Origin of the sequence: Polaromonas sp. YR568, from assembly GCF_943369675.1 — a bacterium.
Classification (GTDB): domain Bacteria; phylum Pseudomonadota; class Gammaproteobacteria; order Burkholderiales; family Burkholderiaceae_C; genus Polaromonas.
In genome coordinates, this window is the sequence record NZ_CALROB020000018.1 from 1 (window position 1) to 26,392 (window position 26,392).

Below are 26,392 nucleotides of genomic sequence, written 5' to 3' on the forward strand. Positions count from 1 at the left end.
CCTTCCAGGCGCAGGCCCAGCAGGATCTGGGTGAGGGGATCGGGCCCCGCGGCGGGCAGGCCCGCACCTTCGTGGGGCGGCTGGATGACGGGCGTGAAAGTTCTGGAGGAATCGTCAAGCATTTCGGCTCTTTCGCCATGGGAAAGTGCCGATGCTAGGCCTAAGCTGGTCACCCTGTCCGCAACAAGGCTTCACATTCCATGTCATCCAATTCTTCTTCCGCCACCCTGGACCCGCTGGCTGCGGGCGCCATCCCCGCCGGCGATCCACCCGGCGAGGCCGCCGCGCTCTGGGCGGCGGTCGCTTCCCTCTCCCTCGGTGTATTCGGCCTGGTCACGGCGGAATTCCTGCCGGCCAGTCTGCTCACCGCCATGGCGGCCGACCTCCACGTCACGGCGGGCGCGGCCGGCCAGGCCGTCACGGCCACCGCCCTCGTGGGCGCGGTGGCCGCGCCCACCATTCCCCTGCTCACGGCGCGCTTTGACCGCAAGCGGGTGTTGCTGACGCTCACCGCGCTTTTGCTGGTGTCCAACGTGATGGCGGCCACGGCCGGCTCGCTCGCGGTGCTGCTGTTCGCGCGCGTGGTGCTGGGCGTCGCGCTGGGCGGTTTCTGGTCCATGGCGGCGGCGCTGGCCATGCGCCTGGTGCCCGAGCGGCTGTTCCCGCGCGCGATGTCGCTGGTGCTGACGGGCGTCTCGATTGCCACCGTCTGCGCGGCGCCGGTCGGCGCGTGGATGGGTAATCTGTGGGGATGGCGCAGCGCGTTTGTCGCGGCGGGCATCGTCGGTTTGGTGGCGTTTGTGGTGCAGCTGGTCGCCTTGCCGGCCCTGCCGCCGCGCGACCAGGCCAGTTTGAAGGGCTTGCGCGAGCTGCTCACGCGCGGGCCGGTGCGCATCGCGCTGCTGGCGGTGCTGCTGGTGATCTCCGGCCACTTCGCGGGCTTCACCTATATCCGGCCCGTGCTGGAAGACGTGACCAAGCTGCCGGTGGCGGCGATTTCCGCTGTGTTGCTGGGCTACGGCATAGGTGGCTTCTTCGGCAACTTCGCGGGCGGCTGGCTGGCGGGGCGCAGCGAGCGCCACGCCATCGTCGCCGGCAGCGCGATGATCGCCGTGCTGGCGGCGGCGCTGCTGGTGGGCGGCAGCTCCACCGTGGTCACCGCCGTGGCCGTGGCCTTGTGGGGCTTCGCCTTCGGTGCGTTCCCGGTCGGCTTCCAGACCTGGATAGTCCGCGCCGCGCCCGACCAGGCGGAAGCCGCGGGCGGCTTGCTGGTGGCGGCCTTCCAGATCGCCATTGCCACGGGCGCCATTGTGGGCGGCCTGATGGTGGACTGGACAGGCGCACTGGGCGCTCCCGCCTTTGCCATGGTGGCCGTCGCGCTTGGCGGCTTGCTGGCCTGGCGCAACGGCCCCGGTTCCCGCCGCGGCTGAACCGCAAAGCGCACGGAGGCCATCGTGAGCAATCCGAAACCCGACCCGAACACGCTGGGCGCGCCCGGCATGCCGGGCTTCACCCGCACGCGGGGCCGAGGCAAGCTTGTGGTGCGTCGGCAGGCGTAGCGGCAGGGGCGGCGGGCCCTGCTGGCCGGTTTCCTTTGCCGGCTTTTGCCTGCGATCCCAAGCCCATGGTTTGCCCGTTTGCGCTTCGCGGCGCAGCCATCTATGATGAAAAACCCGGGCTTCACCACGTACTTGGACCGCAATGTCGAACGCCATCAAAATTTTCCAGGGCCGTTTTGGTCGAGTCGCCTTGCTGGACATGAATGCCTCGCTGATAGGCCATGCGCACCACCATTGCCACATCCTGCTCAAGGCCGGCGGGGCTGACAGCGCGTTCTGGGTCAGGGGTGCGAGCCGGCCTTTGACGGCCGACACGGCCGTGCTGGTGAACGCCTGGGAACCGCACGCCTACACGCATGCGCCGCCGCAGGGAGAGCAGACCCTCATCCTGGCCCTCTACATCGAACCCTCCTGGCTGTCGGACATACAGCGCTCCTTGTCGCTGTCGTCGCACCCGCGCTTCTTTCCGGAGTCCTGCGTCAAGATCAACGCCCGCACACAAAAAATCGTCGAGGAGTTTGTGCTCGAGCTCTGGTGGGCCGATGAGGTCGCCGCCGCCCGGCTGGAGGACCTGCTCTTCAACCTGGTGATCTCCGTCATCGACAGCTACTCCGGCTGGCGGGACATCGCCGGGCTCCTGAAGTCGCGCCCGCCGTCGGCGATTGACCCGCGGACACGCAAGGTCATTACCCACATGCGCGAGAACCTCGCCAGGGATTTCGACATGGATGACCTGGCCAGTTATGCGGGCCTCTCACGGGCGCATTTCTTCTCGCTGTTCCACCGCGACACCCAGGTCACGCCGCTGGTGTATGCCAACGTCCTGCGTTTTGAAGCCGCCATCAAGGGGCTCTCCGATTCGACGATTCCCGTCGGCAATGTCGGCCATGAGCTGGGGTTCTCGACCTCCAGCCACTTCGCCCGGTTCTTTCGCCAGCACCTGGGCATCACGCCGTCCAACTACCGCCGCGCGGTGAACCTGTACGAGCCGCCCCGGGAAGAGACGCCCGTCTCCGACCTGCTTTAAACGCAGCCGTTCGCACTTCGCGAAGATGCCGTGATGCTGCGATGCAGCATCGAATCCACCGGATTAACCGGTCCAATACCAGACGATTTGGTCCTTTGCCGGACTTTCCTGTTCACGCCGCACGGTGATGCCTGCCTAAGCTCCATCAAGAGCAAAAAGCAGGAGACAGTGTGCAGAGTGAATCGACCGTGGCGCCGGCGCTGAGCCGGCCTGCGAACCTGGAGCATGTCGGAAAGTCCGTGGAGCGCGTCGAAGACGGCGCGCTGCTGACCGGGCACGGCCGCTTCGGCGACGACCTTGGTATCACCGCCGCGACGCTGCATGCCGCGGTGCTGCGCTCACCCCATGCGCATGCCGAGTTGCTGGGCGTCGATGCCGCGGCGGCGCTGCGGATGCCCGGTGTGCGCGCCGTGCTGACGGGTGAAGACGTCAGCTTATGGTCGCAGCCCTTTGTGGTCGGTGTCAAACAGCCCATGCAGCATTGGGCGCTCGCGACCGACCGCGTGAGGTATGCGGGAGAGCCGGTTGCGGTGGTCGTCGCGGAGAGCCGCTACCTGGCGGAAGATGCGCTCGACGCCATCAAGGTGAACTACCGCGGCCTGCCTTCGGTCGTGGACATCGAGCGGGCCATCGACCCTGAAGCGGTTGTGCTGCACGCGGACGTCGGAAGCAACATTGTTTCGGACCGCAGCTTTTCCTACGGCAACTGCGCCGACGCCTTTGCCACCGCGGACCACACGGTGTCCACCACGGTGCACTACCCGCGCAACTCCTGCACGCCCATTGAATGCGGTGTGGTGGTGGCGGAGCATCTCGCGGGCGACGCGGGTTACGACGTGCTGTCCAATTTCATGGGCCCTTTCTCGCTGCATGCGGTGATGGCCCTGGCGCTCAAGGTGCCGGGCAACAAACTCCGGCACCGCATTCCCCGCGACTCGGGCGGCAGCTTCGGCGTCAAGCAGGCGGTCTTTCCCTATGTGGTCCTGATGTGCCTGGCATCGCGCAAGGCGGGCGCGCCGGTCAAGTGGGTCGAGGACAGGCTGGAGCACCTGACGGCCGCCACCTCGGCGACGGCCCGCCTCACGCGCATAGAAGCGGCCGTGTCGGCCGATGGCCGCGTGCAGGCCATCCGCTACGACCAGATGGACGAGGTGGGCGCCTATGTGCGCGCGCCCGAGCCCGCAACCTTCTACCGCATGCACGGCGCGCTGACGGGCGCCTACGACGTGTCCAACCTGGAGGTGCGCAACCGCGTCGTGCTGACCAACAAGACGCCCACAGGCCTGGTGCGGGGCTTCGGCGGGCCCCAGGTGTACTTTGCGCTCGAGCGGCTAATGGACCGCATCGCCACGGAACTCGGTATCGACCCCTTCGAACTGAGGCGCCGCAACTTCGTCAAAAAAGAGCAGTTCCCCTTTCATGCGGCCGCGGGCGCGGTGCTCGATTCCGGCGATTACGCCAGGGCGCTCGATCTCGCGGCGGAACGCGCCAACATGCCGGCCCTTTACGCGCGCCGCGATGCCGCCAGGGCCGCCGGCATGCTTTACGGCATCGGCTGCGCCGCCATTGTCGAGCCGTCGATTTCCAACATGGGCTACATCAGCACGGTGCTGACGCCGGAGCAGCGCACCAAGGCCGGGCCCAAGAACGGCGCGATCGCCAGCGCCACCGTCGCCATCGACCTGCTGGGCGGCGTCAACGTCAACATCGCTTCCGCCCCCGCCGGGCAGGGCCACATGACGGTGTGCTCCCAGGTGGTGGCGGACGTGTTCGGGCTGCGGCCCGAAGACGTTGTCGTGAACGTCGAGTTCGACACCGCCAAGGATGCGTGGTCGGTGGCGGCCGGCAATTATTCAAGCCGGTTTGCCGGCGCGGTGGCCGGCACGGTGTTCCTCGCCGCGAACAAGCTGCGCGACAAGCTGGCGCGCATCGCCGGCGCGGCCTTCAATTGCAGCCCGGGCGAGATCAGGTTCGCGAACGGGAAGGTTTTCAACGCCAGCCTGCCCGCGCAGTCCCAGCCCTTCACCCGGCTGGCCGCCAGCCCGCACTGGGCCCCCGGGCTGCTTCCGCCGGATGTGGAGCCCGGCTTGCGCGAGACGGCGTTCTGGAGCGCGCCCACGCTGTCGGCGCCGGACGCCCATGACCGCGTCAACACCTCGGCCGCCTACGGATTTGTGTTCGACATCTGCGGCCTGCTGGTGGACCCTGAAACCGGCCGCGTGACGGTGGACCGCTACGTCACCGCCCACGACGCGGGAAAAATCCTGCATCCCGGCATGGCCGATGGGCAGATACGCGGCGCATTCGCGCAAGGCCTGGGCGCGGCCCTGCTCGAGGAGTTCCGCTACGCGCCCGACGGCGGTTTCCAGTCGGGCACGCTGGCCGATTACCTGATGCCGACGGCGTGCGAGGTGCCCGACCCGGACATCGTGCACATGGAGACGCCGTCGCCGTTCACGCCGCTGGGCGCCAAGGGCCTGGGCGAGGGCAACAACATGAGCACGCCGGTGTGCATTGCCAATGCGTTTGCCGATGCGCTGCGGCCGCTGCACGCAAGGATAGGGGACGTCAGCGACATCCGCCTGCCGCTGACGCCGTCCCGCGTGCTGGCCCTGGTCGCGGCCGCCGAAGCGCCGCCGCCGGCCGCGCTTGCCACATCGATGGCCGCCCGCCCGGCGCCCAAGGCCCAGGGCGGCCTGTCCCTGAATGCCAGCGGGGAAATCCGCATCGCGGCGCCGCCGGAAAAAGTCTTTTCCGTCCTGCTGGACCCCGCCGCACTCGCCAAGGTGATTCCCGGCTGCCATGAACTTTTGTCCACCGGGGACAACAGCTACCGCGCCGACGTGACCGTGGGTGTGGGGCTGGTGAAAGCGCGCTACGCGGCGGACATCGTGTTGTCCGAGATCAACGCGCCGCACAGCCTGAGGCTGGCCGGGCAGGGGACGTCGTCGCTGGGGACCGGCGCCGGAAGCGGGACCGTCCGCCTGGAAGCGACTGCGGAGGGGACCTTGCTGCACTACGACTACGCGGCGCAAGTGGGCGGGAAAGTCGCCGCGGTCGGCAGCCGCATGCTGGAAGGCGCGGCCCGCATCATTCTTGCCCAGCTGTTTGAATCGCTGGGCCGCCAGGCGACCGGTGAGGTGCAGGGGGCGCACGCGACCTGGTGGCTGCGCCTGAAAAAATTCTGGAGCCGCACACCATGAAGCCGCCCCTGTTTGACTACCTGCGGGTTGAGCAAGCCGACGAGGCCGCCGCGGCGCTGGCCCAGTACGGCGAAGACGCGCGCATCCTGGCGGGCGGGCAATCCTTGATGGCGGTGCTCAACATGCGGCTGGCCCAGCCGTCCCTGCTGGTCGACATCTCGCGAAGCCGGCAGCTGGCGGGCCTTCGCATCTCGGAGGGCCGCCTGTGCATAGGTGCGGCAGTGACCCAGGGCAGGGTGCAGGACATGGCCGGCCTGGCCAGGGATGTCCCGCTGCTGGCTTTGGCCATTCCCCACATTTCGCATTTCCAGATCCGCAACCGCGGAACCGTTGCCGGCTCCATCGCGCACGCCGACCCGTCGGCCGAACTGCCGCTGTGCCTGCTGGCCTTGAAGGGCGAGGTGGTGCTGCGCCGCGCCAAGGGCAAGCGGGTGGTGCCTGCCGCTGACTTTTTCACCGGCATGTTGATGACGGCGCGCCGGCCGGATGAATTGATCGAGGAAGTCAGGTTCCCCGTGGCGAGCCCCGGCACCGGCTATGGCTTTGAAGAGTTCTCGATGCGGCATGGCGACTTCGCGGTGTGTGCGGTGGCCGCCGTCGTTGATGCTCACAGCCTGCGCATTGCCGTCGGTGGCGTCGCCGACCGGCCCACCGCCCGCGACTTGCCGGTGCTCGGCGGCGGCGACCTGGAAGACGCCCTGAACGACCTCGCCTGGTCCCTGGAGGCCCGTGACGAACCGCAGGCCAGCGCGCAGCTGCGGCGGCAGCTCGTGCGGACGCTGGGCCGCCGCGCCGTTGAACAGGCCATGACAAACCGAACCTTGAACACGACCCCACGATGACTCTCAAAATGCCCCTCCCGATGGCGGCTGCGCACAAGCAGCCCATCCAGCTCACCCTCAACCGCAAAGCGCGCAGCGGCCACGCCCAGCCGCGCATGCTGCTCACCGACTTTCTGCGCGAGGAGCTGGGCGCCACCGGCACGCACGTGGGCTGCGAGCACGGCGTGTGCGGCGCATGCACCGTGCGCATTGATGGAATCGCTTGCCGGGCCTGCATGACCCTGGCCGTCCAGGTCGACGGGCAACACATTGAGACGGTGGAGGGCCTGGCCGATGCCGACGGTGTGATGAACGACCTTCAGCTGGCCTTCAAGCGGCACCACGCGCTGCAATGCGGGTTTTGCACGGCCGGAATTTTGATGTCGTGCGCCGACTGGCTGGGGCGGCTGCAGGCCCCGGGCGCCGCGCCCCGCATCCCTTCAGAGGCGGACGTGCGCGACATGCTGTCGGGCCATCTGTGCCGCTGCACCGGCTACACACCCATCGTGGCCGCCGTCATGGAAGTCGCCGCCGCACGCGCCGCCGCAAAGGAATCTCATGCTTGATCTCGGACGAACTTTTTTGCAGAGCGCGGAACGCAGCCCCGGCGCCCTGGCCGTGGTGGACGGAGACACCCGCCTGAGTTATTCGCAGTGGGCTCTGCGCATAGGCTCCGTGCAGAAGGCGCTGGCGGACCTGGGCGTGCGGCGCGGCGACCATCTTCTGTCGGCGCTGCAAAACAGGCTGGAAGCCGCCACCCTGCATTGGGCCTGCCAGTTCGCGGGCATTGTCATCACGCCCGTCAACTGGCGCGCGAAGGCCGACGAGATCGAATACTGCCTGGAGGACTCCGGGGCCAGGGTCCTGGTGTTTGAATCCGTCATGCAGGAGGCGATAGCCGCAGCGCGCTTGCCCGAAGGCGTCATCAAGATAGGCGTGGGCGAGGTTCGCGATGCCGCCGCGTCGTTCGGCGACTGGCTGGCAAGCCCGCGCATGCCCGAGCCGCTGGCTGGCCCGGAAGACCTGTCGCTGATGCTCTACACCTCCGGCACGACGGGAAAACCCAAGGGTGTGCCGCGACGCCAGCGCATAGAGCGCATGGCCGCACTGGCGCACGTCGCGCAGAACTGCTACGCCAGGTCGGAGCGCACGCTGGGCGTCATGCCGCTGTACCACACCATGGGTGTGCGCTCGCTGCTGGCCATGGCCCTGGTCGACGGCTGCTTTGTCTGCATGCCGAAGTTCGAGGCCCAGGCCGCGCTGGCGGCCATCGAGAAAGAAAAGCTGACGCATCTCTACCTGGTGCCGACGCTGTACCACGACCTGCTGTCGCATCCCGGGTTCGCCCGCTCGGATGTCTCCAGCGTCCGCAAGCTGGGGTTCGCCGGGGCGCCCATGCACGATGCCCTGCTGCACAGGCTGGTGCTGGCGTTCAGGCCCGAGCTCTTCGTCAACCACTACGGCAGCTCGGAGGTCTACACCTGCGCGATCAACCAGGACGCGGTGGCAAAACCCGGCTCGGCCGGAAAGGCCGGTATCAATGCACGCCTGCGCATCGTCAAGCTGGATGCGGTGGACCCGGAGATGACGGCCGCGCAGGGCACGGAAGGGCAAATCCTCGCCGAGCTTGCCGGCGACGAGGCCTTCGAGGGTTACCACAAGCGCCCCGACGCGAACGCCCGCAGCCTCAGGAGCGGCTGGTACTTCACCGGGGACACCGGCTACTTCGACGCGGACGGCGACCTCTTCGTCACGGGGCGTGTCGACGACATGATCATCAGCGGCGGGGAAAACATCTCTCCCGTCGACATCGAGTCGGTGCTGTCGCTGCACCCGTCCATCGACGAGGTGGCCGTAGCGGGTTTGCCCGACGAACGCTGGGGCCAGCGCGTGGTCGCGTTCGTGAAGACCCGCGAGCCGGTGGCCGCCGACGCCCTCGATGCCCATTGCCGCACCTCGGACCTGGTGAACTTCAAACGACCCAGGGAATACGTGTTTGTGCGCGAGATTCCCAAATCACCCGTCGGAAAAATCCTCCGGCGAAAACTGGTCGCCGGCGAATTCGACACGGACCCACGTACGGTTTTGCCCGGACCCGGCCATTGACTTTCAACCCACCAAGGAACGCAACAGTGAAATTGAACGATCTCCCCCATCAGCTGAACAGCCTGCCGCAGGAACTGGACGGGTTCACGGTCACCGTCGACGAAAAGCGCGAGCGCGCGGACATTGTCCTGTCCCGCCCGCCGCTCAACGTCATCAGCATGACGCAGCGCGAGCAGCTGCGCCTGGTTTTTGAAGCGCTGGACGGCGACGAGCGCGTGCGCGTCATCGTGCTGCGCTCGGAGGGCGAGCACTTCTCCAGCGGCGGCGACATCCGCGGCTTCCTCGAGGCTTCGCCCGAGCATGTGTCCAGGCTGGCATGGAACATCGCCGCGCCGGCGCGCTGCTCCAAGCCGGTGATTGCCGCCGGCCGGGGCTACTGCTTCGGCGTGGGCTTTGAAATTTCCCTGGCCTGCGATTTCCGGCTGGTGACGCCGACGACGCTGTATGCCCTGCCCGAACAAAAACTGGGGCAGATCCCCGGTTCCGGCGGCTCGGCCCGCCTGCAGAAGATGGTGGGCATCACGCGCACCAAGGACATCGTCATGCGCTCGCGCCGGATATCCGGTGTGCAGGCCGCGGAGTGGGGCGTCGCCACCGAATGCGTCCCGGACGCCGAACTGGAAGGCGTGACCGACGCGCTGGTCAACGAGCTGCGGGCTTTTTCCCCGCTGGCCCAGCGCACCGCCAAAAAACTTCTCAATGACACCGAGGACTCCCCCCTGTCCATCGCCATTGAGCTTGAGGGGCACAGCTATTCACGCTTGCGGAGTTCGGAAGACTTCCGCGAGGGCGTGGAGGCCTTCCATGCGAAGCGCCGTGCGAATTTCACCGGTAAGTAAAGAAGCAGGCAGCAACCCCGTGCAACGGGACCATCAACCAGAAACCAGGAGACAAGAATGAAGATGTACAGACTCACCGCTCTGGCGGTGCTTTGCTCGGCCCCGATACTTGCGGCGGCCCAGGCCGGCCCCGTCAAGATCGGCGTCGTCACCCCGTTGTCGGGCACCTATGCGGGCATAGGCCAGCAGGTCCGGTGGGGCCTCGACCTGGCCGCCGCTGAAATCAACGCGGCGGGCGGCATCGACGGCCGCAAGCTCGAACTCCTGTACGAGGACGAAGAGGCGAACCCGGCCGTCGCGACACAGAAGGCCGAAAAGCTCTTCCAGGTCAACAAGGTGGACTTCCTCACGGGAACCGTCAACTCCGGCTCGACGCTTGCGGTGGGGCAGGTCGCGGAGCGCAACAACAAGCTGATCGCGACGACCGTGTCGTTTTCCGACGCCATCACCACCGACAAGTGCTCGCCCAACGTGTTCCGCGTGAACGCCCGGGCCGGCATGCAATCGGCCGCGCTCGCCGAATGGCTGGCCAAGGAAAAACCGCAGGCCAATGTGTTTTACCTCGGGCCTGACTATGAGATGGGCCGCAGCACCGTCGCCGCTTTCAAGAGCGCGGCCGAAGCCAAGGGCTCAAAGACGGTGGGTGAGGTCTACGCACCGCTGGACAACAAGGATTACTCCCCCTTCTTCGGCCAGATCCGCTCGACCAAACCCGCCGTGATCTACACCTCGATGGCGGGGAACGACACGGTTCGCCTGTTCAACCAGATGGCCGAGTTCGGCGTGAGCCGCAACGTGCAGGTGGTGGGCGCCTCGGGAACCATCACGTCGCAGAACGTCACCGCCATCGGCAAGGCCGCGGACGGCTTCGTCACCGGCGTCGGCTATTCGCCGAACATCGACAGCGCGGAAAACAAGAAATTCCTGGCCAGCTTCACCGCCGCCTACAAGGCCCAGCCCGACCTCTACGGCGCGGACTCGTACGGCGTGCTGTTCTTCTACAAGGCCGCGGTGGAAAAAGCCAAGAGCACCGACACCGCCAAAGTCCGGGAGGCCATGCGCGGCCTGCAATGGGCCACGCCGCAAGGCATGAAGACCATGCGCGCGGGCGACCACCAGGCGATGCAGGACATGTACGCGGTGCGCGTCAAGGGCGGCGACTTCGAGATCGTCGGCAAAGTGGCCGGCGCCCAGGCCATAGGCGCGGACACCTGTACCAGGTTCTAGTCGATCAACCGTGGCGCCCGGCCCGGCCGGGCGCCACTTACGGGGAGCCGAGATGGCAGAGTTGTTTGAGTGGCTGCAGTTTGTGCTGGCGCCGCAGGTGATCAATGGCGCGTCCATTGGTGTCGCGGTGGTGTTGATGGCGCTGGGGCTGACCATTATTTTTGGCCTGCTGGACGTGATCAACATGGCGCATGGCGAGTTTTATGCCATAGGCGCCTACGCCGCCGTGGCCTTGCTGGGGGTCGGGGTGCCGTTCTGGTGGGCGCTGTTCCTGACGCCCTTGATGATGGCCGTCCTCGGTTATGTCACGGAGCGGGCGCTCATCCAGCGGGTGTTTCATTCAAAGGACCGGCACACGCTGACCTTGCTGCTGACCTTCGGGCTGGCGATTGTGCTTGAGGATGCCCTGAAGATTGTGTTCGGTGCCAATCCTCTGCGGCTTGAGGCGCCGATCTCGGGCGCCAGTGAATTCCTCGGCCTGTATTTCCCGAATTACCGGCTCTTCGTCATGGCGGTCGGCAGCCTGGTGATAGGTGTTGTCTGGGTCGTGGTGTTCCGCACGCGGCTGGGCGCCATGGTGCGCGCCGCAGCCTACGACAGGAACATGACCGCATCGCTGGGCGTTCCGGTCAGCGTGGTCTACGCCGGCACCTTCGCGTTCGGTGTCGCCCTGGCGGGCCTGGCCGGCGCCTTGCTTGCGCCCATCTACTCGGTGTTCCCGACCATGGGCAGGGACTTTGTCCTCATCGCTTTTTCGGTGGTGATCATTGGCGGCATGGGCTCCATCAAGGGCGCCGTCATCGCCGGGCTGGTCCTCACCCAGATTCAATCCATCTCCAGCCTGTACATCTCGCCGGTCTGGAGCGACCCGCTGCTGTTCGCCATCATGGTGATCGTCCTGATGTGGCGGCCCCAGGGTCTTTTCGGGAGGCTCGGACATGCATGACGCCCTTGCGCCCTCCAAGGCGGCACCGGCCGGCGCCGCGTCGCCCAGGAAACCCGCAACGCTTTTTGCCTGGGTGTTTTTTGGCCTGGCCCTGGTGTTCGCGGCCCTGGCCGCGATTCGCGGCGACGTGTTCTTCCTCCGACTGGCCTGCGAGGCGCTGATCTTCGGCGGGCTGGCCATGTCGGTGGACCTGCTGCTAGGCCGGACCGGGCTGCTGCCCCTGGGGCAGGCGCTCTTTTTCGGCTTCGGCGCCTATGTTTCGGCCCTGGTGCTCAAGCATGCGATCCCGTCCTTCTGGCTGGCGCTGCTGGTCACCCTGCTTGCCACCACGGTGGTGGGAGCGATCGCCGGGCTGATTGCGATCCGCGCCAAGGGTGTGTACTTCGGTCTGATCAGTTTCGGGCTGGCCCAGGTGGTCTCCAAGGTCGTCTTCAACACCCGCGAGCTGGGGGCTTCCGACGGCATCATCGGCGTACCGGTTCCGCAGATCTCTTTCGTGTTCTTTTCGGTGGACGCGGCCAGCCCGGTCGGGTTTTTCCTGGTCGTGCTGGCTTTCACGGCGGTGCTTTACCTGGGCCTCACCTATTTGCTGGGAACGCCTTTCGGCCACCAGCTGGCCGCCATCAAGGCGAACGAGAGCCGCGTTCCCTTTCTGGGCTTCGATCCCTGGCACTACAAGCTTGCGGCCTTTGTGCTGGCGGCGGATGTGGCGGCCCTCTCAGGCGCCTTGTATCCGATGCTGCGGGGCTTTGTGTCGCCGGAGCTGATGTTCTTCCAGGTGTCGGGCAACGCCATCATCAACGTGCTGGTGGGCGGCACCGGAACGTTGATCGGGCCCTTGTACGGGACTGCCATCCTGACCCTGCTGCGTTCCGTCATAGGCACGGTGACGGAGCACCACCAGCTTGTGATCGGCGTGATCTTCATCGTGTCGGTGATTTTCTTTCCGCGCGGGCTGATCGGCTACGCGATCGAGGCGCTTGCCCGCAGGAACTCGCGCAAAGGACACCCCAAATGATGCAAGAGCTTGAAACCCCGGGCGCAGCGCAGGCGGACGCACTGCTGTCCGTCAGCGACCTCACGGTGCGGTTCGGGTCCCTGGTCGCCGTCAACAAGGTCAGCTTTGAGGCCGGACGCGGGAAGATCACTTCGCTGATCGGGCCGAACGGCGCCGGGAAGAGCACGGTTTTTAATCTGGTCAGCGGGGCGATCACGCCCAGCGCCGGCGTGGTGAGCTTTGACGGCCGTGTGTTGACTGGCGCCGGGCCGAACCAGATGCTGGCGGCCGGGCTGGCCCGCTCCTTCCAGATCACCAACCTGTTTTTTGAACTGAGTGTGCGGGAGAACCTTCGCCTGGCGTCGCAGTTCCTCGAGCGCGGACGCGGCTTGCTGCGGCCCATCGCCAGCAGCCGCGCCGCACTCCAGCGCGTGGACGAACTGGTCGAGCAGTTCAACCTTGCCAAAAAGACGGAAGAACTGGCGGGCTTTCTGTCGCACGGCGAACAGCGCCGCCTGGAGATCGCGGTTGCGCTGGCCTCGCGCCCCCGCATGCTCTTGCTGGACGAGCCGACCCAGGGAATGAGCCACACCGACACGCAGGAAACCGGCGCCATGATCCGGCGGCTGGCCGCCGGCTCCCTGACCATCCTGCTGGTCGAGCACGACGTGGACCTGGTGATGAGCCTTTCGGACCACGTGGTCGTCATGCACCAGGGGCAGAAGCTCTACGAGGGGACGCCCCAGGACGTGAGGCGCAATCCCGCCGTCCAGTCCGCCTACTTTGGAGATGCAGCGCATGCTTGAGCTCACCAACGTGCATACCCATTACGGCCTGAGCCATGTGCTGCAGGGCGTGTCGCTTCGTGTGGGGGCCGGCGAAGTCGTCGGCCTGTTCGGGCGCAACGGCGTCGGCAAGACCACCGTCATGAAAACCATCGCCGGCTGGCTGGCGCCCACGCAAGGCGCCATCACCCTCGACGGAAAACCGATAGGCGGCGTTTCCCCCGATGTCATCTGCCGCCGCGGCGTGGGCTTTGTGCCGGAAGACAGGCGCATATTTCCGGGGCTGACGGTCGAGGAAAACCTGGTGCTGGGATTCATGCAGTGCCCGGGGCGCTCACGCAGCGAGTCCAGGCGCCGCATCAGCGAGCTGTATGAGCAGTTCCCGCGCCTGGGCGAGCGCCGGTCCCAGATGGGGACCACCTTGTCGGGTGGCGAGCAGCAGATGCTGGCCATGGCCCGGGTGCTGGCCGGCGAACCCAGGCTGCTGCTGATCGACGAACCCACCGAGGGGCTGGCCCCGAAGATCGTCGATGAGATATTCCGCATCATCGACGGCCTGCGGCTCAGGGGCATTCCCATCATCCTCGTCGAGCAGAACGTCCGCCGCGCCATCGACATTTCCACGCGCTTCTATGCGCTGGAGCGCGGAATGGTCACGCTGGAAGGCGACGCCTCGGATGCCGCGCATCGCAGCGAGCTGTTCCAGCGGATTGCCGTGTGACGGGATGAAGCGGCGAAGGGCGCAAGGAAGGTGGCTTCCTTGCGCCTTCCCCGCGCGAAAGGCGCTTACAGCGAGGTGATGCCGCCGTCCGCCACCAGGTCTATGCCCGTGGAGTAGCTGCTGTCGCTGGATGCCAGGAACAGGATGGCGGCGGCCATCTCTTCGGGCTTGCCCATGCGGCCCATGGGCGTCATGTTGCGGAACATCGCGCGTGCACCGTCGGCCTGTTCCTTGTCGGGGAACTGGACTTCGATGATGGGCGTCTCAATCACACCGGGGCTCAGCGTGTTGACGCGAATGCCGCGGTCCTTCAGTTCATGCGCCCAGGTCCGCGAGAACGAGCGGATGGCGGCCTTGGTGGCGGCGTAGGTGCCGTAGGCCGGGTAGCCCTTGACGTTCATGCCGGAGCTGACCAGCACGATGGCGCTGCCGTCGGCCAGCAGCGGCAGCGCCTTGGCCACCGTGAAATAGGTGCCGCGAACATTGGTGTCGAAGGTCTTGTCGAAGTGCTCCGCGGTCGCCTCTGCAAGCGGCTGGAGTTCGACAAAGGCCGCGTTCGCGACGATGACGTCGAGGCGGCCCTTCTCTGCGCGGATCTTGGCGTACAGGCGGTCGAGGTCGGCGAAGCTCGCGATGTCGCCCTGCACGGTTTCGGCCTGGCTTCCCAGCAGTTCACGCGCCTTGTCGAGTTCGTCCTTGCGGCGGCCGGTGATGTAGACATAAGCGCCTTCCTTGATGAAGGCCTGCGCGGTGGCCAGGCCGATGCCGCTGCTGCCGCCGGTGATGAGGGCGATTTTGTTGTGTAGCTTTCCCATGATGGATCCTTGAGGGTGAGAGTTGAACGAGCCGGCCAGGCAGTGGAATCACTCGCTGGCCGTGCCCTTAGTCTGGGGTCGCATGCGGCCCGCGATAAGGCCGCGCGGCGGCATACAAGCTATGCCGCCGGTGAATGGGCGGTGTACGGGGTTGCCGCCTGCCTGGCGGGGGTGTCCCATAATGCAAGCCACAACCTTCCCCTGGAGAGCCGCTTCAAATGGACAGAATCGATGTCATGCGTTTGTTCCTGCGGGTCGCAGACACCGGCAATTTCTCCAAGGTCGCGCGCGAGTCCGCCATCAGCCAGCCGACGGTCAGCAAATTGATCGCCGGCCTTGAGCTCAAGCTCGGGGCCCAGTTGCTGCGCAGGACCTCGCGCGGCCTGAACCTCACCGATGCGGGGCAGGATTTCTACGAGGCGGCTACCGAGATCGTGCAAAGCGTGGACGACGTGGAGGCGCGCGTCGGCAAGGGCGAGGCCTCACCCGCCGGCCTGGTCCGCGTCGCGCTTTCACCGGCCTTCGGCCGCATGCAGATCGTGCCGCGGCTGCCGGAATTTTTCGCGCGTTATCCGGACGTGTCGGTGGACTTTGACGTCTCGCAGCGCTATGTGAACCTGGTGGAAGACGGCCTGGACCTCGCCATCCGCATGGGGACGCTCAGCGATTCAACCCTGATGGCGCGGCGTATCGGCAGCATGGCCTATATGACCGTGGCCGCGCCCGCCTACCTGGAGCGCGCCGGCGTGCCCCAGACGCCGGACGAGCTGAAGGACCACCGCTGCATCGCCTTCATGGCCAAGGACGCGCCCAGGCCCTGGCAGTTCCAGGGCGCGTCAGGCCCGGTCGAGTATGTGCCGCAAGGCCCCCTGCGCAGCAACGATGCGGAATACATCCGGGCGGGCGTTCTGGCCGGCCTGGGCATTGCGCACAACGCCGGGTGGCTCTATGCCCGGGACGTCGACGAGGGCCGTCTTGTGCCCCTGCTCCAGGGCTATGCGCCCGCACCCTTCCCCATCCATGCGGTGTGGCCGGGCAGCCGGCGCCTGCCGGCCAAGACACGGGTGTTCATTGAATTCCTGGCGGAGCTGTTCGCCGAAAACCCGCTCCTCAAAATCCGCTAGCCCGGCCGGCCGGCGCCTCAGAAGAGGCCGGGCATGCCGCCACGGCATAGGACCTATAGCCCCGCCCGGCCTTCCGCCAGCGGGGCGCCGAACCTACATTTCATACCAGGGCGCCGCGACAGGACGTGACACGAAGTGGCACAAGCGGTACCCCAAGCCCCCGAGCTTTTCTTGGGGAACCGATCTACCGGAGTATGAAAATGATTGACGAAAACGGCCCCCACTACTTTGTCGCCTTCCAGACGCCGGGCCCCAACTGGGTCCAGGGCGTGAAATACAACGAACAGCCCGAGTTCATGGGCCACGTCGGCTACATGATGAAAATGCAGGAGCAGGGCCTGACGGTGCTGAGCGGCCCCTTCATGGAGAAAGCCGGCGGCCTGAATGGCGTGCTGGCCGACGGTGGCATGACCATCTTCAAGGCCGCCGATCTTGCGGAAGCCACCAGGATCGGGAACGACGACCCGACGGTGCAGTCCGGCATGTTGAACGTCGACGTGAAGATGCTCTGGGTGCCCTTTCACACCTGATCGCCGCGCCACCCGCCCCGAAAAAACGCGCGGGCAGGCGCGCCGCCTAAAGTTCTTCCCTTCGCTGCCGATAAGAAAGCAGTAAGCATTCTTTCGATTGCACGGCCGATGCGGTACTTGCTGATCGACTGTTTCAACCAAGGGGAGAGAAAAAAGTGAATATCGCAAACCTGAAAATAGGCCAGAAACTGATGCTCAGTTTCGGCGCCGTGATCGCATTGCTGCTGCTACTGGCAACCCTGGCCCACACCCGGGTGTCGGGGATGAGCGAAGACATCCACTTGATGAATACGGACCGCTATCCCAAGACGGTGCTGGCGCACACGGTCAAGGATGAGCTGAACGAAACCGCCCGCAACATGCGCAACCTCCTGCTGATGAGCGATGCGGAGGAGATCAAAAAGGAGTTTGCCAACATCGAGGAAAGCACGCGCATCATTGTTGATTCGCTGGAAAAGCTCGACAAGATGATCACTTCGGCCAAGGGCCGTGAGCTGATGCAGGCCGTGAATGCGTCGAGAGCCTTGTTTGTCACCCAGAGGACCGCCTTTATCGCGCTGGCCAAGGAAGGAAAGAAGGACGAAGCGCTGGCGCTGTTGATCAAACAGCTGCGGCCGACCCAGCTGGCCTATTTCGCCGTGCTGGACGACATCATTGAGCTCCAGTCCGGCCTGATGGTGGAGTCGGGCAAGGAATCGTCGGCCCAGGCCAGCCAGACACGGATGCTGCTCCTGCTCATTTCCGGAGTGGCCGCGGCCGTCAGCATCGCGCTGGGCCTGCTGGCGACGCGCAGCATCACGCGGCCGCTGAACGAGGCGGTCGCCATCGCCCGGCGCGTGGCCGACGGCGACCTCTCGGCAACCATTGAGGTCACCACGAAGGACGAGACCGGGCAGATGCTGCAGGCCCTCAAGGACATGAACGAAAGCCTGGCCGGCATCGTCAGCGACGTGCGAAGCGGCACCGACACCATCGCGACGGCGTCCAGCCAGATCGCCACCGGCAACCACGACCTGTCGTCGCGCACCGAAGAGCAGGCCAGCTCGCTCGAAGAGACGGCCGCTTCGATGGAAGAGCTGACCAGCACCGTCAAACAGAACGCCGACAACGCCAGGCAGGCGAACCAGCTGGCGGTTTCCGCCTCCAGCGTGGCCGTCAGGGGCGGCAGCGTGGTCGCCGAAGTCGTCGGCACCATGGGCGCGATCAATGCGTCGTCCAGGAAGATCGTCGACATCATTGGCGTGATTGACGGGATTGCTTTCCAGACCAACATCCTGGCGCTCAACGCCGCTGTGGAGGCCGCGCGTGCCGGCGAGCAAGGCCGCGGTTTTGCCGTGGTCGCCGCCGAGGTCAGAAGCCTGGCGCAGCGCAGCGCCGCCGCCGCGAAAGAAATCAAGACCCTGATCAGCGACTCGGTCGACAAGGTCGAGGAAGGCAGCAAGCAGGTCGCCGAAGCCGGCAAGACCATGGACGAGATCGTCGACAGCGTCAAGCGCGTGACCGACATCATGGCCGAGATCACCGCGGCCAGCCAGGAACAGACTTCGGGCATAGAGCAGATCAACCAGGCCATCACGCAGATGGACCAGGTCACGCAGCAGAATGCCGCGCTGGTCGAGGAAGCTGCCGCGGCCGCCTCCTCGCTGCAGGAGCAGGCCAGCGGCCTGTCGCAGCTGGTCAGCGTGTTCAGGCTGCGCGCCGGGCACGAGCAGCGCGGCGTGGCGCAACGCGGAAGTGCGAACAGGCCGGTGGATACGCCCCGGCAGCCGCCGCAGGCCTGGAAGGCGATCGCCGCTTCCTGACATGTCATCAAGAGGTCTCCCGGGGCGGCTCCAATCAACACGGAAATCCCGGGCCATCCCATGCAACACAGTTTTATTTACCGCCACCAGATCGTCACCATCCATATGCGCCGGCATGACGAGCAATGGATGTCGCGACAACAGCTGGAAGGAACACTTCTTGGCGAGGGCCGGCATACCGGTACGGCCGAGCGCGCCCTGCACGAAGCGTCGCAATCCGCTTGCCGGAAGATAGACGAAGACCTGGAGCGGACCGCCGGCATGCCCTGCGCGGCGCCGCACGGCAGGGTCCGCGCACCGGAAGGGCGGCTGGGCACTCCAGGCGGCGCCTGAGCCCCCGGGAGGCGGCGCGGATCAGCGCGCTTCGGCGGCCCACTGCACGGCGTCCGCGCCGGCCGGGATGTGCAGCGGGGCCGATGGGTCGGTCGCCGCGAGCCAGACGGCCTCGGCGACGTCCGTGGCGCGCGTTCCCGGGCCGGTGGACGCCATCATGCGGGCGATGGCCTGCTTCATGAATTCGCCGTAGGCCGCGTCCTCGATGCCGCGCAGCCCGGCGCGCGCGGTCTCGCGGAAGTTGGTCTCGCCCGACGAGCCGGGCAGCACGATGCGCACGCGCACGCCGAAGGGTTCGGCCTCGGCCGCCAGCGATTCGGTGAACGCGTTCACCGCCGCCTTGGCGGCGCGGTACACGCCGACCAGGGGCAGCGGCTTGTAGGTCACGCTCGAAGTCACGTTGACGATGACGCCGGATTGGCGCTCGCGCATCTGCGGCAGCACGGCCTGCGTGACCGCCATGGTGCCGAAGGTGTTGGTCTCGAACAGCGCGCGCACCGTCTCCATGCTGGTGAGCTCGAAGGGCGCGGGCGCGCCGAAGCCGGCGTTGTTGACGAGCACGTCGATGGGCCCCGCGGCCTCGATGGCGCGGCGAATGCTTTGCGCATCGGTGACGTCGAGCTGCAGCACGCGCAGTCGGCCGGACGGCGGCAGCAGGTCTTCGCGCGGCGTGCGCATGGTGGCGATCACGCGCCAGCCGCGTTCGAGGAAGTGGCGCGCGGTCTCCAGGCCGAAGCCCGAGGAGCAGCCGGTGATGAGGATGGTTGGCATGGAAGTTCTTTCATGTGATGGGTGATTCACCGACGATAGGCCGCCAGGCCCGGACTTGCTACCATCGAGGGTCCGTATCTCATGTTCAGGAGTCCGACCATGGTGGATCCACTGGCCGAGGTGGTGTCGCTGCTGCAGCCCGCCGCCCGCTTCGCCAAGCAGGTCGTCGGCGCGGGCGCGTGGCGAATCCGCCGCTCGGACGCCGGCCAGCCTTTTTATTGCGTCGTGCTGGAGGGCGGCTGCCGCCTTGCGCTCGGCAAGGATGAGCCGGTCGAGCTGCAGGCCGGTGATTTTGTGCTCATCCCCGCGGCCTTCGGCATTGCCATGTCAAGCCTGGCGCCGCCCATTGGCGTGGCCGACTCCATGCCCGTCGAAGTGGGCCAGGGGCTGTTCAGGATAGGCGCGCAGCAAGGCCCGACGGACCTGCGCATCCTGGCGGGCCACTGCAGTTTCGGTTCGCCCGACGCGGCCCTGCTGGTCCCGCTGTTGCCGCAGCTGGTGCACGTGCGCGGCGAGCAGCGGCTTGCGACGCTGGTGCAACTGGTGAGCGATGAGACGCGCGGGCAACGGCCGGCGCGCGAAGTGGTGCTCGCGCGCCTGCTGGAGGTGCTGCTGATCGAGGCCCTGCGCTCGGCGGCCGGCACGGCGGCGTCGCCGGGCCTGGTGCGCGGGCTGGCCGACGCGCGCCTTGCGGCCGCGATACGCGCCATGCACGAGGCGCCGGCGCGGGCCTGGACCGTCGCGGAGCTGGCGAAGGAGGCGGCGCTTTCGCGCTCGACCTTCTTCGAGCGCTTCAGCCGCACCGTCGGCCTGACGCCCATGGAATACCTGCTGGCCTGGCGCATGGCCCTCGCGAAGGACCTGCTTCGCCGCCGCAAAGCCGGCATTGCCGAAATCGCCGAGCGCGTCGGCTACGGCTCCGCGAGCACCTTCAGCGTGGCCTTCACCCGCCACGTCGGGCAGTCGCCCACGCAGTACGCGCGCGGGCTGGCAGCCGCGGAATAAGCCGGCTGCTTGACATTAACCTACTAGTTGGTAGACTACCGCCCATGGAACCAGAACTCTCTTCGCGGGCCGGCGAAATCATCACGCGCGCCCAGGCGCTGCTGGCGGCGGGCGGCTACAACGGCTTCAGCTATGCCGATATCTCGGCGTCGGTGGGCATCAGCAAGGCCAGCGTCCATCACCATTTCCCCGGCAAGGCTGACCTTGTGCAGGCCGTGGTGAGGCGCTACCGCGAGCAGGCGCGCACAGGCTTGGCCGCCATGGAGAGCCAGATCAGCGACCCGCTGGCGCAACTTCAGGCCTATACGGGGTACTGGGCGGCCTGCATCCTCGACAGGTCCTCGTCCTTCTGCGTCTGCGCGATGCTGGCGGCTGAACTGCCCGCGATCCCCGAGCAGGTGGCCGACGAGGTCAGGGGGCATTTTTGCGACTTGGCGGCCTGGCTCGCGGGTGTGCTGGAGAAGGGCGCCGCAAAAGGCGTCTTCCGGCTGCGTGCCGATCCGGAGCCGGAAGCGATGGCCCTGATGGCGACGGTCCACGGCGCGATGCTGTCGGCCCGCGCGCTTGGCGACCCGGAGGTCTTCGCCACCATCGTGGCGGCCAGCGTGGAGCGACTGACCCGCGCCTGAACGGCGGCACGCCCTGGCCTCAAGCGGCCATGCGTGCCTTTTTTTTCGCCTCACAACCTACCTACTGATAGATAGCGATTTTCCCCTTGCTCAACACCGCCGCCGCAAAGGCGCGTCGGCTCTCTACTTTCATTTCACAGGACAAACTCATGACTGACACAAACACCCAACCCACTTCCCCGCAGGGAAACCAGTGGCTCAAGCCCTACTATTTTTCGCGGGCGGCCTTCTCGGCCGTCTGGGTGCTGGCCGCCTTTACGGTGGGCAAAAGCATGCCGGGCGCCGCCGCCGCGCTGCTGCTGGTTTATCCCGCCTGGGACGCCGCGGCCAATTTTGTCGACGCGCGGCGTAATGGGGGACTGCAAAAAAATCTTCCCCAGTCGCTCAACATGGTGGCAAGCGGCGTAACGGCCGTGGGCGTTGCGATCGCACTCGGGATCAGCATGAACGCGGTGCTCGGTGTGTTTGGCGTCTGGGCCGTGCTGTCCGGCCTCTTCCAGTTGGCAACTGGCGTGCGGCGCTGGAAACACCATGGCGCGCAGTGGGCGATGATCGCCAGCGGCGCGCAGTCGGCGCTGGCCGGCACCTTCTTCGTCAGGCAAGCGACGGCCCCCACGGTGCCCGGCATCACCGACATCGCCCCTTACGCGGCGTTCGGCGCCTTCTATTTCCTGCTCTCGGCCCTCTGGCTTGTGGTGTCCGACATGCGGCGCCGGAAACCCGGGTCCATCCAGGCTTGATGCCTTGATCGTCCGCACGCGGACCGGCCGGGTCAGGTCCCGGCCGAATTCAACAAGGGACGCGGCGGGCCATCACGTTCCCTCGCCGAGGTCGCGGCCCAGGTTCCACAGCCGCAGCGCGATATGGATTTCCAGCGCGCGCGTCGCGTTGCCCCAATGCCCGATCAGGTCTTCGACGGTGGCCAGCCGCTGCCGCATGGTGTTGACGTGGATGCCCAGTCGTTCGGCCGCCGCCCTGGCGTTCTGGTTGCTGTCGAAATAGCTCAGCAGCGTGGTCGCCAGTTCGGAGCCGCGCTTCTGGTCGTGCGCCGTCAGCGCGCCTATGGTGGTGTCCAGGAAGGCGGCCAGGCTGGCCCGGTCGTGCGTTTCGAACAGGGTTGAATACAGGGCCAGTTCGTTCTGGCCGACGATGCGCCCGCGCACGCCTATGCGCCCCAGCACGGGCAGGGCCCGCCGCAAGGTCAGGTGCGCGGCCGGTATGTCGGCGGGGCCGGCGAGGGGCCGCGACACCACACCGCGGTAGTCGGCGCCCAGGTTGGCGCTCGCCAGCCCGGCGACGGTGCGGCGCACGTCCTCGGCCTGCGTCGTCGCGCAGAGGATGGTGAGCACGCCTTCCATCTCGTCGAACACCGTGTTGGGCAGCAGGTTGGCCGCGCGCAGCCGCCTGGATTCCTGCGCGGCCTGCGGGTCGCCCATCTCCACCAGGATCAGCGAGCAGGGCTGCGACAGCTCCAGGCCGAAGCGGCCGGCGCGCTCGCAAAGGATGGCGAGGTCGTCCTGGCGCGGTGAGGCCAGCGCCCGCAGCAGGGCCGACTGGTCGCGGCTGCGGGTCGCCTCCATGCGTTCCCGCGAGAGCAGGACGATGCCCACGATGCTGGTGCTGCGCTCAAAGGTGCGAATAGCCATTTCATCAAGTTCGCCGCGGCGGAACAGCAGCACGGAGCCGAGCACGCCGTCGCCGGCGATCACCGCGCTGGCGCGGCAGGACTCCCCGTCGACGTCGTAGGCGGCCACCGATCGGCCGATTTCCCGGCTGCCCCGCAAGGCCTTCACCAGCGCGCCGCTGTGGTCGCCGTGCGCTTCGTAGCGTTCCGCTGCGGAGTCCGCATAACCGGGCGCGCTGCCGCGGCCTATGACCTGGGCGCCGTCGTCAAGCACCAGCACGCTGCCCTGCATGAGCCGGGCGATCAGTTCGCAAAGTTTGCCCAGGGACGCGCCCTGGGCCAGCAGCGAGGTCATCTGCTCGTGCGCCTCGGCGGCCGCCTGCACCTTGGCGGTGTGCCGCTCCAGTTCGGCGCGCGCGGCTTCGGCGCTGGCGAGCGCCGCGCCGGCCTGCTCAAACGCCAGGGCGTTCTTGATGGCCACGGCGGCGTGCGTGGCCAGGGTGGAGAGCACGGAGATGTTCTGCGCCGTGTGCGTGCGGTGGTAGCGGTCGGCGACGAACAGCAGGCCTATCACTTCGTCTTCCCACAGCAGCGGCACGCCGACTACCGCCGCAATGCCTTCTTCGCGAAAGCTGGCGTCCAGCGCCGGGTCGTGGGGAAAGCGGGTGTCGTTCAGGTAGTCGGGCGTGGTGAAGGGCAGGCGTGTCCTGACGACGACGCTGACGATGCCGAGGTCGCGGCCGGCGACCATTTCCCCGGTGCTGCGCACCAGGGCGCCGTCGGCGGCCAGGACGTGGAAGGCGGCCAGGCCGGTGTCGTAGGCGGAGAGCCAGGCCAGCTGCGCGCCCAGCATGTTGCGCGCGCGCGAGACGATCGCGCCCAGCAGTTCCTTGACGTGCAGGCGGCTGGAGAGGTCGCGCGCCGATTCGATGACCGCCATCATGCCGCTCTCGCGCTGCTGCGACAGGTCGAGCCGGTTGCGAAGCGCCATCGCCATGCGCACGAGCTCGACCAGGCCCGGCTTGGCCGCGCTGCTTTCCGGTAGCAGCTCCACCCGGGCGAGCTGGTCGGCGAAGTCCGCCGCGGCGGCTCCCTGGTGCAGCATCCTGACGAGGTCCCAGGCGGTTTCCTGGGCGGCCTCGGCCTCGAACTCGATCGACATATCCGGCTCCTTGCCCGGCGTGCAATGCCGCCGGACCGCAGAGGCTAACAGACGGGCGTTGCGCGCGCTGCGCGTGCTTTCCCGGGGCAGGCCCGCGCGCGCGGGCGCATTCCCCTTCGGGTTTGTACGGAGTCTTCCCCGCACATCTAAACACGGCATCCGGTGTGGGGGCGGCACATTGGATTCGCGGGGGCGATCCGCGACAGTCATGCCAACGCCAACCTGAACACGGATAACCATCGCATGACCATTCTCGACTCGCTCCGGCCCGCGCCCGGCCTGAGGGTCCTTGTGACCGCCGGTGCCAGCGGCATAGGGGCGGTGATCGCCCGCGCGTTCACCGAGGCCGGTGCGCATGTCCACGTCTGCGACATCGACCGCGCCGCGCTGGACCGGCTGGCCGTGCAGGCCCCCGGCATCACCAGCAGCGCGGCGGACGCGTCCATCGAGCGCGACGTGGACCTCGTCTTCGACGACGTGCGCGGCACGCTGGGCGGCCTGGACGTGCTGGTCAGCAACGCCGGCATCGCGGGGCCCACGGGGCCCGTCGAGAGCATGGACGCGAGCCTGTGGGAGCGCACGGTCGCCGTCAACCTCCATAGCCAGTTCCTGTTCGCCCGCCGGGCCGTGCCGATGCTCAAGGAGTCCCAGTCCAACCCCTGCATCGTGGCCATGAGTTCCGTCGCGGGCCGCCTGGGCTACGCCTTCCGCACGCCCTATGCGTCCACCAAGTGGGCGGTGGTGGGGCTGGTGAAGTCGCTGGCGATCGAGCTTGGTCCGCAGGGCGTGCGCGCCAACGCCATCCTGCCCGGGATCGTGGAAGGCGAGCGCATCAACAGCGTCATCGCCGCGCGCGCGGCCGCCACCGGGGTCAGCGCCGACGCGATGCGCGACGAGTACATCCGAAAGACTTCGCTCCGGCGCATGGTGAGCGCCGAGGACGTGGCCGCCATGGCGCTCTTCCTGTGCTCGCCCGCGGCCCGCAACATCAGCGGCCAGGCGGTCAGCGTGGACGCCAACATCGAGTATCTGTAACAGCACTTCAACGCAGGAGACATCATCATGAAAAAAAGCAAGCGTCCTTCCACTCTCTTCAACCTGGCCGCGCTGGCCGCCGCCTGCCTGGCATCCGGCGGCGCCCTGGCCGACCCGGTCAAGATCGGCGTGATTGAAACGCTCTCGGGCCCGCAGGCCGCCTCGGGCCTGACCTACCGCGCCGCGGCGCGCTACGCCGTCGAGCGCATGAACGCGGAGGGCGGCTGGAACGGCCAGCCCGTGCAACTGCTTGAATACGACAACCAGGGCGGCCCCGGCGGCGCGGCCGACAAGCTGAAGGCGGCCGTGGCCGACGGCGTGCACATTGTGGTGCAGGGCGCTTCGTCCGCCGTGGGCGGGCAGATCACCGAGGACGTGCGCAAACACAACCTGCGCAACCCCGGCAAGGAAATCATCTACGTGAACGTCGGCGCCGAGGCGCTGGAACTCACGGGCGAAAAATGCCACTTCCACCACTTCCGCTTCAGCGGCAACGCGCAGGTGCGCACCAAGGCGCTGGTGCTGGCGATGAAGCAGGCCAACGCGCTGGGCTCGCGGGTGTACTCGATCAACCAGAACTATTCCTGGGGCCAGGACATGGAGCAGGCCATCGTCGACAACGCGCAGCTGGGCGGCTACCAGGTCGTGGAAAAGACGCTGCACGACGTGAACAAGATCCAGGATTTCGCCCCCTACGTCGCCAAGATAGGCGCCGCGAAGGCCGACACCGTGATGACGGGCAACTGGTCCAACGACCTGCTGCTCTTGATGAAGGCGACCAAGGCGGCGGGGCTGAAGGCGCGCTTCGGCACCATCTTCCTCGACCAGCCGGGCAACATCGGCAACGCGGGCGACCTGGCGATCGGCCACTTCGTCGCCCACACCTTCAACCCGGAAGCCGGCGGCGCCGAGGGCGAGCGTTTCGTCAACGACTACAAGGCCAAGACCGGCCACCTGCCCGTGGCCACCGAGCCGCAGACCGTCTTCGGGATGGCCATGGTGGCCGATGCGCTCAAGCGGGTGAAGCCCGAAGGCGGCAAGCTCAACGTGAACCAGCTGGCCAAAGCCATGGAAAGCTCACGCGTGAAGACGCCGAACGGTGAAATGACCATGCGCGCGGCCGACCACCAGGCGCTGCTGCCCATTGTGGTGTCCACGGTCGCCAAGGACGCGAAGTACAAGGCCGACGACACCGACATGGGCTTCAAGCCGGTGAAGCTGTTCAGCGCGGCGGAAGCGGCCACGCCAGCGCAGGCCAGCTGCAAGATGCAGCGGCCTTCCTGAAGCCCCGCGGCCGGCGCCCGGCGCCGGCCCGCATGCCATCAAGACAC

The 26,392-nt window shown here is 66.9% G+C and carries 24 protein-coding genes; 21 read left to right on the top strand and 3 right to left on the bottom strand.

Going from position 1 to position 26,392, the window contains the following annotated elements; translation table 11 throughout:
- The first annotated feature begins 200 nt into the window (after positions 1-200).
- The 12 genes from ACLV8F_RS11515 to ACLV8F_RS11570 all read left to right on the top strand — a co-directional run bounded on the left by ACLV8F_RS11515 (position 201) and on the right by ACLV8F_RS11570 (position 14,231).
- On the top strand, positions 201-1,430 hold the full coding sequence (locus tag ACLV8F_RS11515) for an MFS transporter (RefSeq protein WP_411884358.1): 1,230 nt from the start codon (positions 201-203) through the stop codon (positions 1,428-1,430).
- A gap of 271 nt (positions 1,431-1,701) precedes the next feature.
- Positions 1,702-2,586, top strand: coding sequence for a helix-turn-helix domain-containing protein (locus ACLV8F_RS11520; RefSeq protein WP_411880552.1), 885 nt, complete (start codon positions 1,702-1,704; stop codon positions 2,584-2,586).
- 170 nt (positions 2,587-2,756) lie between these two features.
- On the top strand, positions 2,757-5,789 hold the full coding sequence (locus ACLV8F_RS11525) for a xanthine dehydrogenase family protein molybdopterin-binding subunit (RefSeq protein WP_411884359.1): 3,033 nt from the start codon (positions 2,757-2,759) through the stop codon (positions 5,787-5,789).
- Positions 5,786-6,631 carry an FAD binding domain-containing protein gene (locus ACLV8F_RS11530; RefSeq protein ID WP_411884360.1) on the top strand — a complete coding sequence of 282 codons (846 nt, stop codon included), beginning with the start codon at positions 5,786-5,788 and terminating at the stop codon, positions 6,629-6,631. The genes ACLV8F_RS11525 and ACLV8F_RS11530 overlap by 4 nt, the downstream gene beginning before the upstream one ends.
- Positions 6,628-7,176: a (2Fe-2S)-binding protein gene (locus ACLV8F_RS11535; RefSeq protein ID WP_411884361.1), complete on the top strand. Its 549-nt coding sequence runs from the start codon at positions 6,628-6,630 to the stop codon at positions 7,174-7,176. The genes ACLV8F_RS11530 and ACLV8F_RS11535 overlap by 4 nt, the downstream gene beginning before the upstream one ends.
- Positions 7,169-8,716: an AMP-binding protein gene (locus tag ACLV8F_RS11540; RefSeq protein ID WP_411884362.1), complete on the top strand. Its 1,548-nt coding sequence runs from the start codon at positions 7,169-7,171 to the stop codon at positions 8,714-8,716. The genes ACLV8F_RS11535 and ACLV8F_RS11540 overlap by 8 nt, the downstream gene beginning before the upstream one ends.
- Positions 8,717-8,748: 32 nt before the next feature.
- Positions 8,749-9,555, top strand: a complete 807-nt coding sequence (locus ACLV8F_RS11545) for an enoyl-CoA hydratase/isomerase family protein (RefSeq protein ID WP_411884446.1) — start codon at positions 8,749-8,751, stop codon at positions 9,553-9,555.
- A 57-nt stretch (positions 9,556-9,612) separates the two neighbouring features.
- Complete coding sequence (locus ACLV8F_RS11550) at positions 9,613-10,782, top strand: ABC transporter substrate-binding protein (RefSeq protein ID WP_411884363.1); 1,170 nt, start codon at positions 9,613-9,615, stop codon at positions 10,780-10,782.
- Between the two features lie 52 nt (positions 10,783-10,834).
- Positions 10,835-11,728, top strand: a complete 894-nt coding sequence (locus ACLV8F_RS11555) for a branched-chain amino acid ABC transporter permease (protein WP_411884364.1) — start codon at positions 10,835-10,837, stop codon at positions 11,726-11,728.
- Positions 11,721-12,746 (top strand): branched-chain amino acid ABC transporter permease, encoded by a 1,026-nt coding sequence (locus ACLV8F_RS11560; protein WP_411884365.1) that lies wholly within the window; start codon positions 11,721-11,723, stop codon positions 12,744-12,746. The genes ACLV8F_RS11555 and ACLV8F_RS11560 overlap by 8 nt, the downstream gene beginning before the upstream one ends.
- Positions 12,743-13,531, top strand: a complete 789-nt coding sequence (locus ACLV8F_RS11565) for an ABC transporter ATP-binding protein (protein ID WP_411884366.1) — start codon at positions 12,743-12,745, stop codon at positions 13,529-13,531. The genes ACLV8F_RS11560 and ACLV8F_RS11565 overlap by 4 nt, the downstream gene beginning before the upstream one ends.
- Complete coding sequence (locus ACLV8F_RS11570) at positions 13,524-14,231, top strand: ABC transporter ATP-binding protein (RefSeq protein WP_411884367.1); 708 nt, start codon at positions 13,524-13,526, stop codon at positions 14,229-14,231. The genes ACLV8F_RS11565 and ACLV8F_RS11570 overlap by 8 nt, the downstream gene beginning before the upstream one ends.
- 65 nt (positions 14,232-14,296) lie before the next feature.
- On the opposite strand, the gene ACLV8F_RS11575 is transcribed toward ACLV8F_RS11570, so the two are convergent.
- Positions 14,297-15,046, bottom strand: coding sequence for an SDR family NAD(P)-dependent oxidoreductase (locus ACLV8F_RS11575; RefSeq protein WP_411884368.1), 750 nt, complete (start codon positions 15,044-15,046; stop codon positions 14,297-14,299).
- 218 nt (positions 15,047-15,264) lie between these two features.
- On the opposite strand from ACLV8F_RS11575, the gene ACLV8F_RS11580 reads away from it, so the two are divergent.
- The 4 genes from ACLV8F_RS11580 (at position 15,265) to ACLV8F_RS11595 (ending at position 18,835) form a co-directional block, all read left to right on the top strand.
- Positions 15,265-16,170 (top strand): LysR family transcriptional regulator, encoded by a 906-nt coding sequence (locus ACLV8F_RS11580; RefSeq protein WP_411884369.1) that lies wholly within the window; start codon positions 15,265-15,267, stop codon positions 16,168-16,170.
- A 200-nt stretch (positions 16,171-16,370) separates the two neighbouring features.
- On the top strand, positions 16,371-16,700 hold the full coding sequence (locus ACLV8F_RS11585) for a YciI family protein (protein ID WP_411884370.1): 330 nt from the start codon (positions 16,371-16,373) through the stop codon (positions 16,698-16,700).
- A gap of 155 nt (positions 16,701-16,855) precedes the next feature.
- Entirely contained in the window at positions 16,856-18,502 is a 1,647-nt protein-coding gene (locus tag ACLV8F_RS11590; protein ID WP_411884371.1) for a methyl-accepting chemotaxis protein, read from the top strand.
- 60 nt (positions 18,503-18,562) lie between these two features.
- Positions 18,563-18,835 (top strand): hypothetical protein, encoded by a 273-nt coding sequence (locus tag ACLV8F_RS11595; protein ID WP_411884372.1) that lies wholly within the window; start codon positions 18,563-18,565, stop codon positions 18,833-18,835.
- A gap of 21 nt (positions 18,836-18,856) precedes the next feature.
- Here ACLV8F_RS11595 and ACLV8F_RS11600 read toward each other — a convergent pair whose 3' ends face one another.
- On the bottom strand, positions 18,857-19,606 hold the full coding sequence (locus tag ACLV8F_RS11600; RefSeq protein ID WP_411884373.1) for an SDR family oxidoreductase: 750 nt from the start codon (positions 19,604-19,606) through the stop codon (positions 18,857-18,859).
- A gap of 99 nt (positions 19,607-19,705) precedes the next feature.
- On the opposite strand from ACLV8F_RS11600, the gene ACLV8F_RS11605 reads away from it, so the two are divergent.
- The 3 genes from ACLV8F_RS11605 (at position 19,706) to ACLV8F_RS11615 (ending at position 21,980) form a co-directional block, all read left to right on the top strand.
- Entirely contained in the window at positions 19,706-20,611 is a 906-nt protein-coding gene (locus tag ACLV8F_RS11605; RefSeq protein WP_411884374.1) for an AraC family transcriptional regulator, read from the top strand.
- Positions 20,612-20,655: 44 nt separating this feature from the next.
- Positions 20,656-21,240, top strand: coding sequence for a TetR/AcrR family transcriptional regulator (locus ACLV8F_RS11610; protein WP_411884375.1), 585 nt, complete (start codon positions 20,656-20,658; stop codon positions 21,238-21,240).
- Between the two features lie 149 nt (positions 21,241-21,389).
- On the top strand, positions 21,390-21,980 hold the full coding sequence (locus tag ACLV8F_RS11615; protein ID WP_411884376.1) for a DUF308 domain-containing protein: 591 nt from the start codon (positions 21,390-21,392) through the stop codon (positions 21,978-21,980).
- A 72-nt stretch (positions 21,981-22,052) separates the two neighbouring features.
- Here the strand turns inward: ACLV8F_RS11615 and ACLV8F_RS11620 are convergent, their stop codons facing one another.
- Positions 22,053-24,026, bottom strand: coding sequence for a GAF domain-containing protein (locus tag ACLV8F_RS11620; RefSeq protein WP_411884377.1), 1,974 nt, complete (start codon positions 24,024-24,026; stop codon positions 22,053-22,055).
- A gap of 243 nt (positions 24,027-24,269) precedes the next feature.
- Here ACLV8F_RS11620 and ACLV8F_RS11625 point away from each other — a divergent pair, with 243 nt between their 5' ends.
- Entirely contained in the window at positions 24,270-25,061 is a 792-nt protein-coding gene (locus ACLV8F_RS11625; RefSeq protein ID WP_411884378.1) for an SDR family oxidoreductase, read from the top strand.
- Between the two features lie 27 nt (positions 25,062-25,088).
- Positions 25,089-26,345, top strand: a complete 1,257-nt coding sequence (locus ACLV8F_RS11630) for a branched-chain amino acid ABC transporter substrate-binding protein (RefSeq protein ID WP_411884379.1) — start codon at positions 25,089-25,091, stop codon at positions 26,343-26,345.
- The last annotated feature ends 47 nt before the right edge of the window (positions 26,346-26,392 follow it).

Coding starts and splice junctions, on each gene's coding strand:
- ACLV8F_RS11515 (WP_411884358.1), top strand. CDS start 201: ATGTCATCCAATTCTTCTTCCGCCACCCTGGACCCGCTGGCTGCGGGC.
- ACLV8F_RS11605 (WP_411884374.1), top strand. CDS start 19,706: ATGGTGGATCCACTGGCCGAGGTGGTGTCGCTGCTGCAGCCCGCCGCC.
- ACLV8F_RS11520 (WP_411880552.1), top strand. CDS start 1,702: ATGTCGAACGCCATCAAAATTTTCCAGGGCCGTTTTGGTCGAGTCGCC.
- ACLV8F_RS11595 (WP_411884372.1), top strand. CDS start 18,563: ATGCAACACAGTTTTATTTACCGCCACCAGATCGTCACCATCCATATG.
- ACLV8F_RS11585 (WP_411884370.1), top strand. CDS start 16,371: ATGATTGACGAAAACGGCCCCCACTACTTTGTCGCCTTCCAGACGCCG.
- ACLV8F_RS11535 (WP_411884361.1), top strand. CDS start 6,628: ATGACTCTCAAAATGCCCCTCCCGATGGCGGCTGCGCACAAGCAGCCC.
- ACLV8F_RS11630 (WP_411884379.1), top strand. CDS start 25,089: ATGAAAAAAAGCAAGCGTCCTTCCACTCTCTTCAACCTGGCCGCGCTG.
- ACLV8F_RS11600 (WP_411884373.1), bottom strand. CDS start 19,606: ATGCCAACCATCCTCATCACCGGCTGCTCCTCGGGCTTCGGCCTGGAG.
- ACLV8F_RS11615 (WP_411884376.1), top strand. CDS start 21,390: ATGACTGACACAAACACCCAACCCACTTCCCCGCAGGGAAACCAGTGG.
- ACLV8F_RS11620 (WP_411884377.1), bottom strand. CDS start 24,026: ATGTCGATCGAGTTCGAGGCCGAGGCCGCCCAGGAAACCGCCTGGGAC.
- ACLV8F_RS11610 (WP_411884375.1), top strand. CDS start 20,656: ATGGAACCAGAACTCTCTTCGCGGGCCGGCGAAATCATCACGCGCGCC.
- ACLV8F_RS11560 (WP_411884365.1), top strand. CDS start 11,721: ATGCATGACGCCCTTGCGCCCTCCAAGGCGGCACCGGCCGGCGCCGCG.
- ACLV8F_RS11550 (WP_411884363.1), top strand. CDS start 9,613: ATGAAGATGTACAGACTCACCGCTCTGGCGGTGCTTTGCTCGGCCCCG.
- ACLV8F_RS11570 (WP_411884367.1), top strand. CDS start 13,524: ATGCTTGAGCTCACCAACGTGCATACCCATTACGGCCTGAGCCATGTG.
- ACLV8F_RS11530 (WP_411884360.1), top strand. CDS start 5,786: ATGAAGCCGCCCCTGTTTGACTACCTGCGGGTTGAGCAAGCCGACGAG.
- ACLV8F_RS11540 (WP_411884362.1), top strand. CDS start 7,169: ATGCTTGATCTCGGACGAACTTTTTTGCAGAGCGCGGAACGCAGCCCC.
- ACLV8F_RS11625 (WP_411884378.1), top strand. CDS start 24,270: ATGACCATTCTCGACTCGCTCCGGCCCGCGCCCGGCCTGAGGGTCCTT.
- ACLV8F_RS11575 (WP_411884368.1), bottom strand. CDS start 15,046: ATGGGAAAGCTACACAACAAAATCGCCCTCATCACCGGCGGCAGCAGC.
- ACLV8F_RS11580 (WP_411884369.1), top strand. CDS start 15,265: ATGGACAGAATCGATGTCATGCGTTTGTTCCTGCGGGTCGCAGACACC.
- ACLV8F_RS11565 (WP_411884366.1), top strand. CDS start 12,743: ATGATGCAAGAGCTTGAAACCCCGGGCGCAGCGCAGGCGGACGCACTG.
- ACLV8F_RS11555 (WP_411884364.1), top strand. CDS start 10,835: ATGGCAGAGTTGTTTGAGTGGCTGCAGTTTGTGCTGGCGCCGCAGGTG.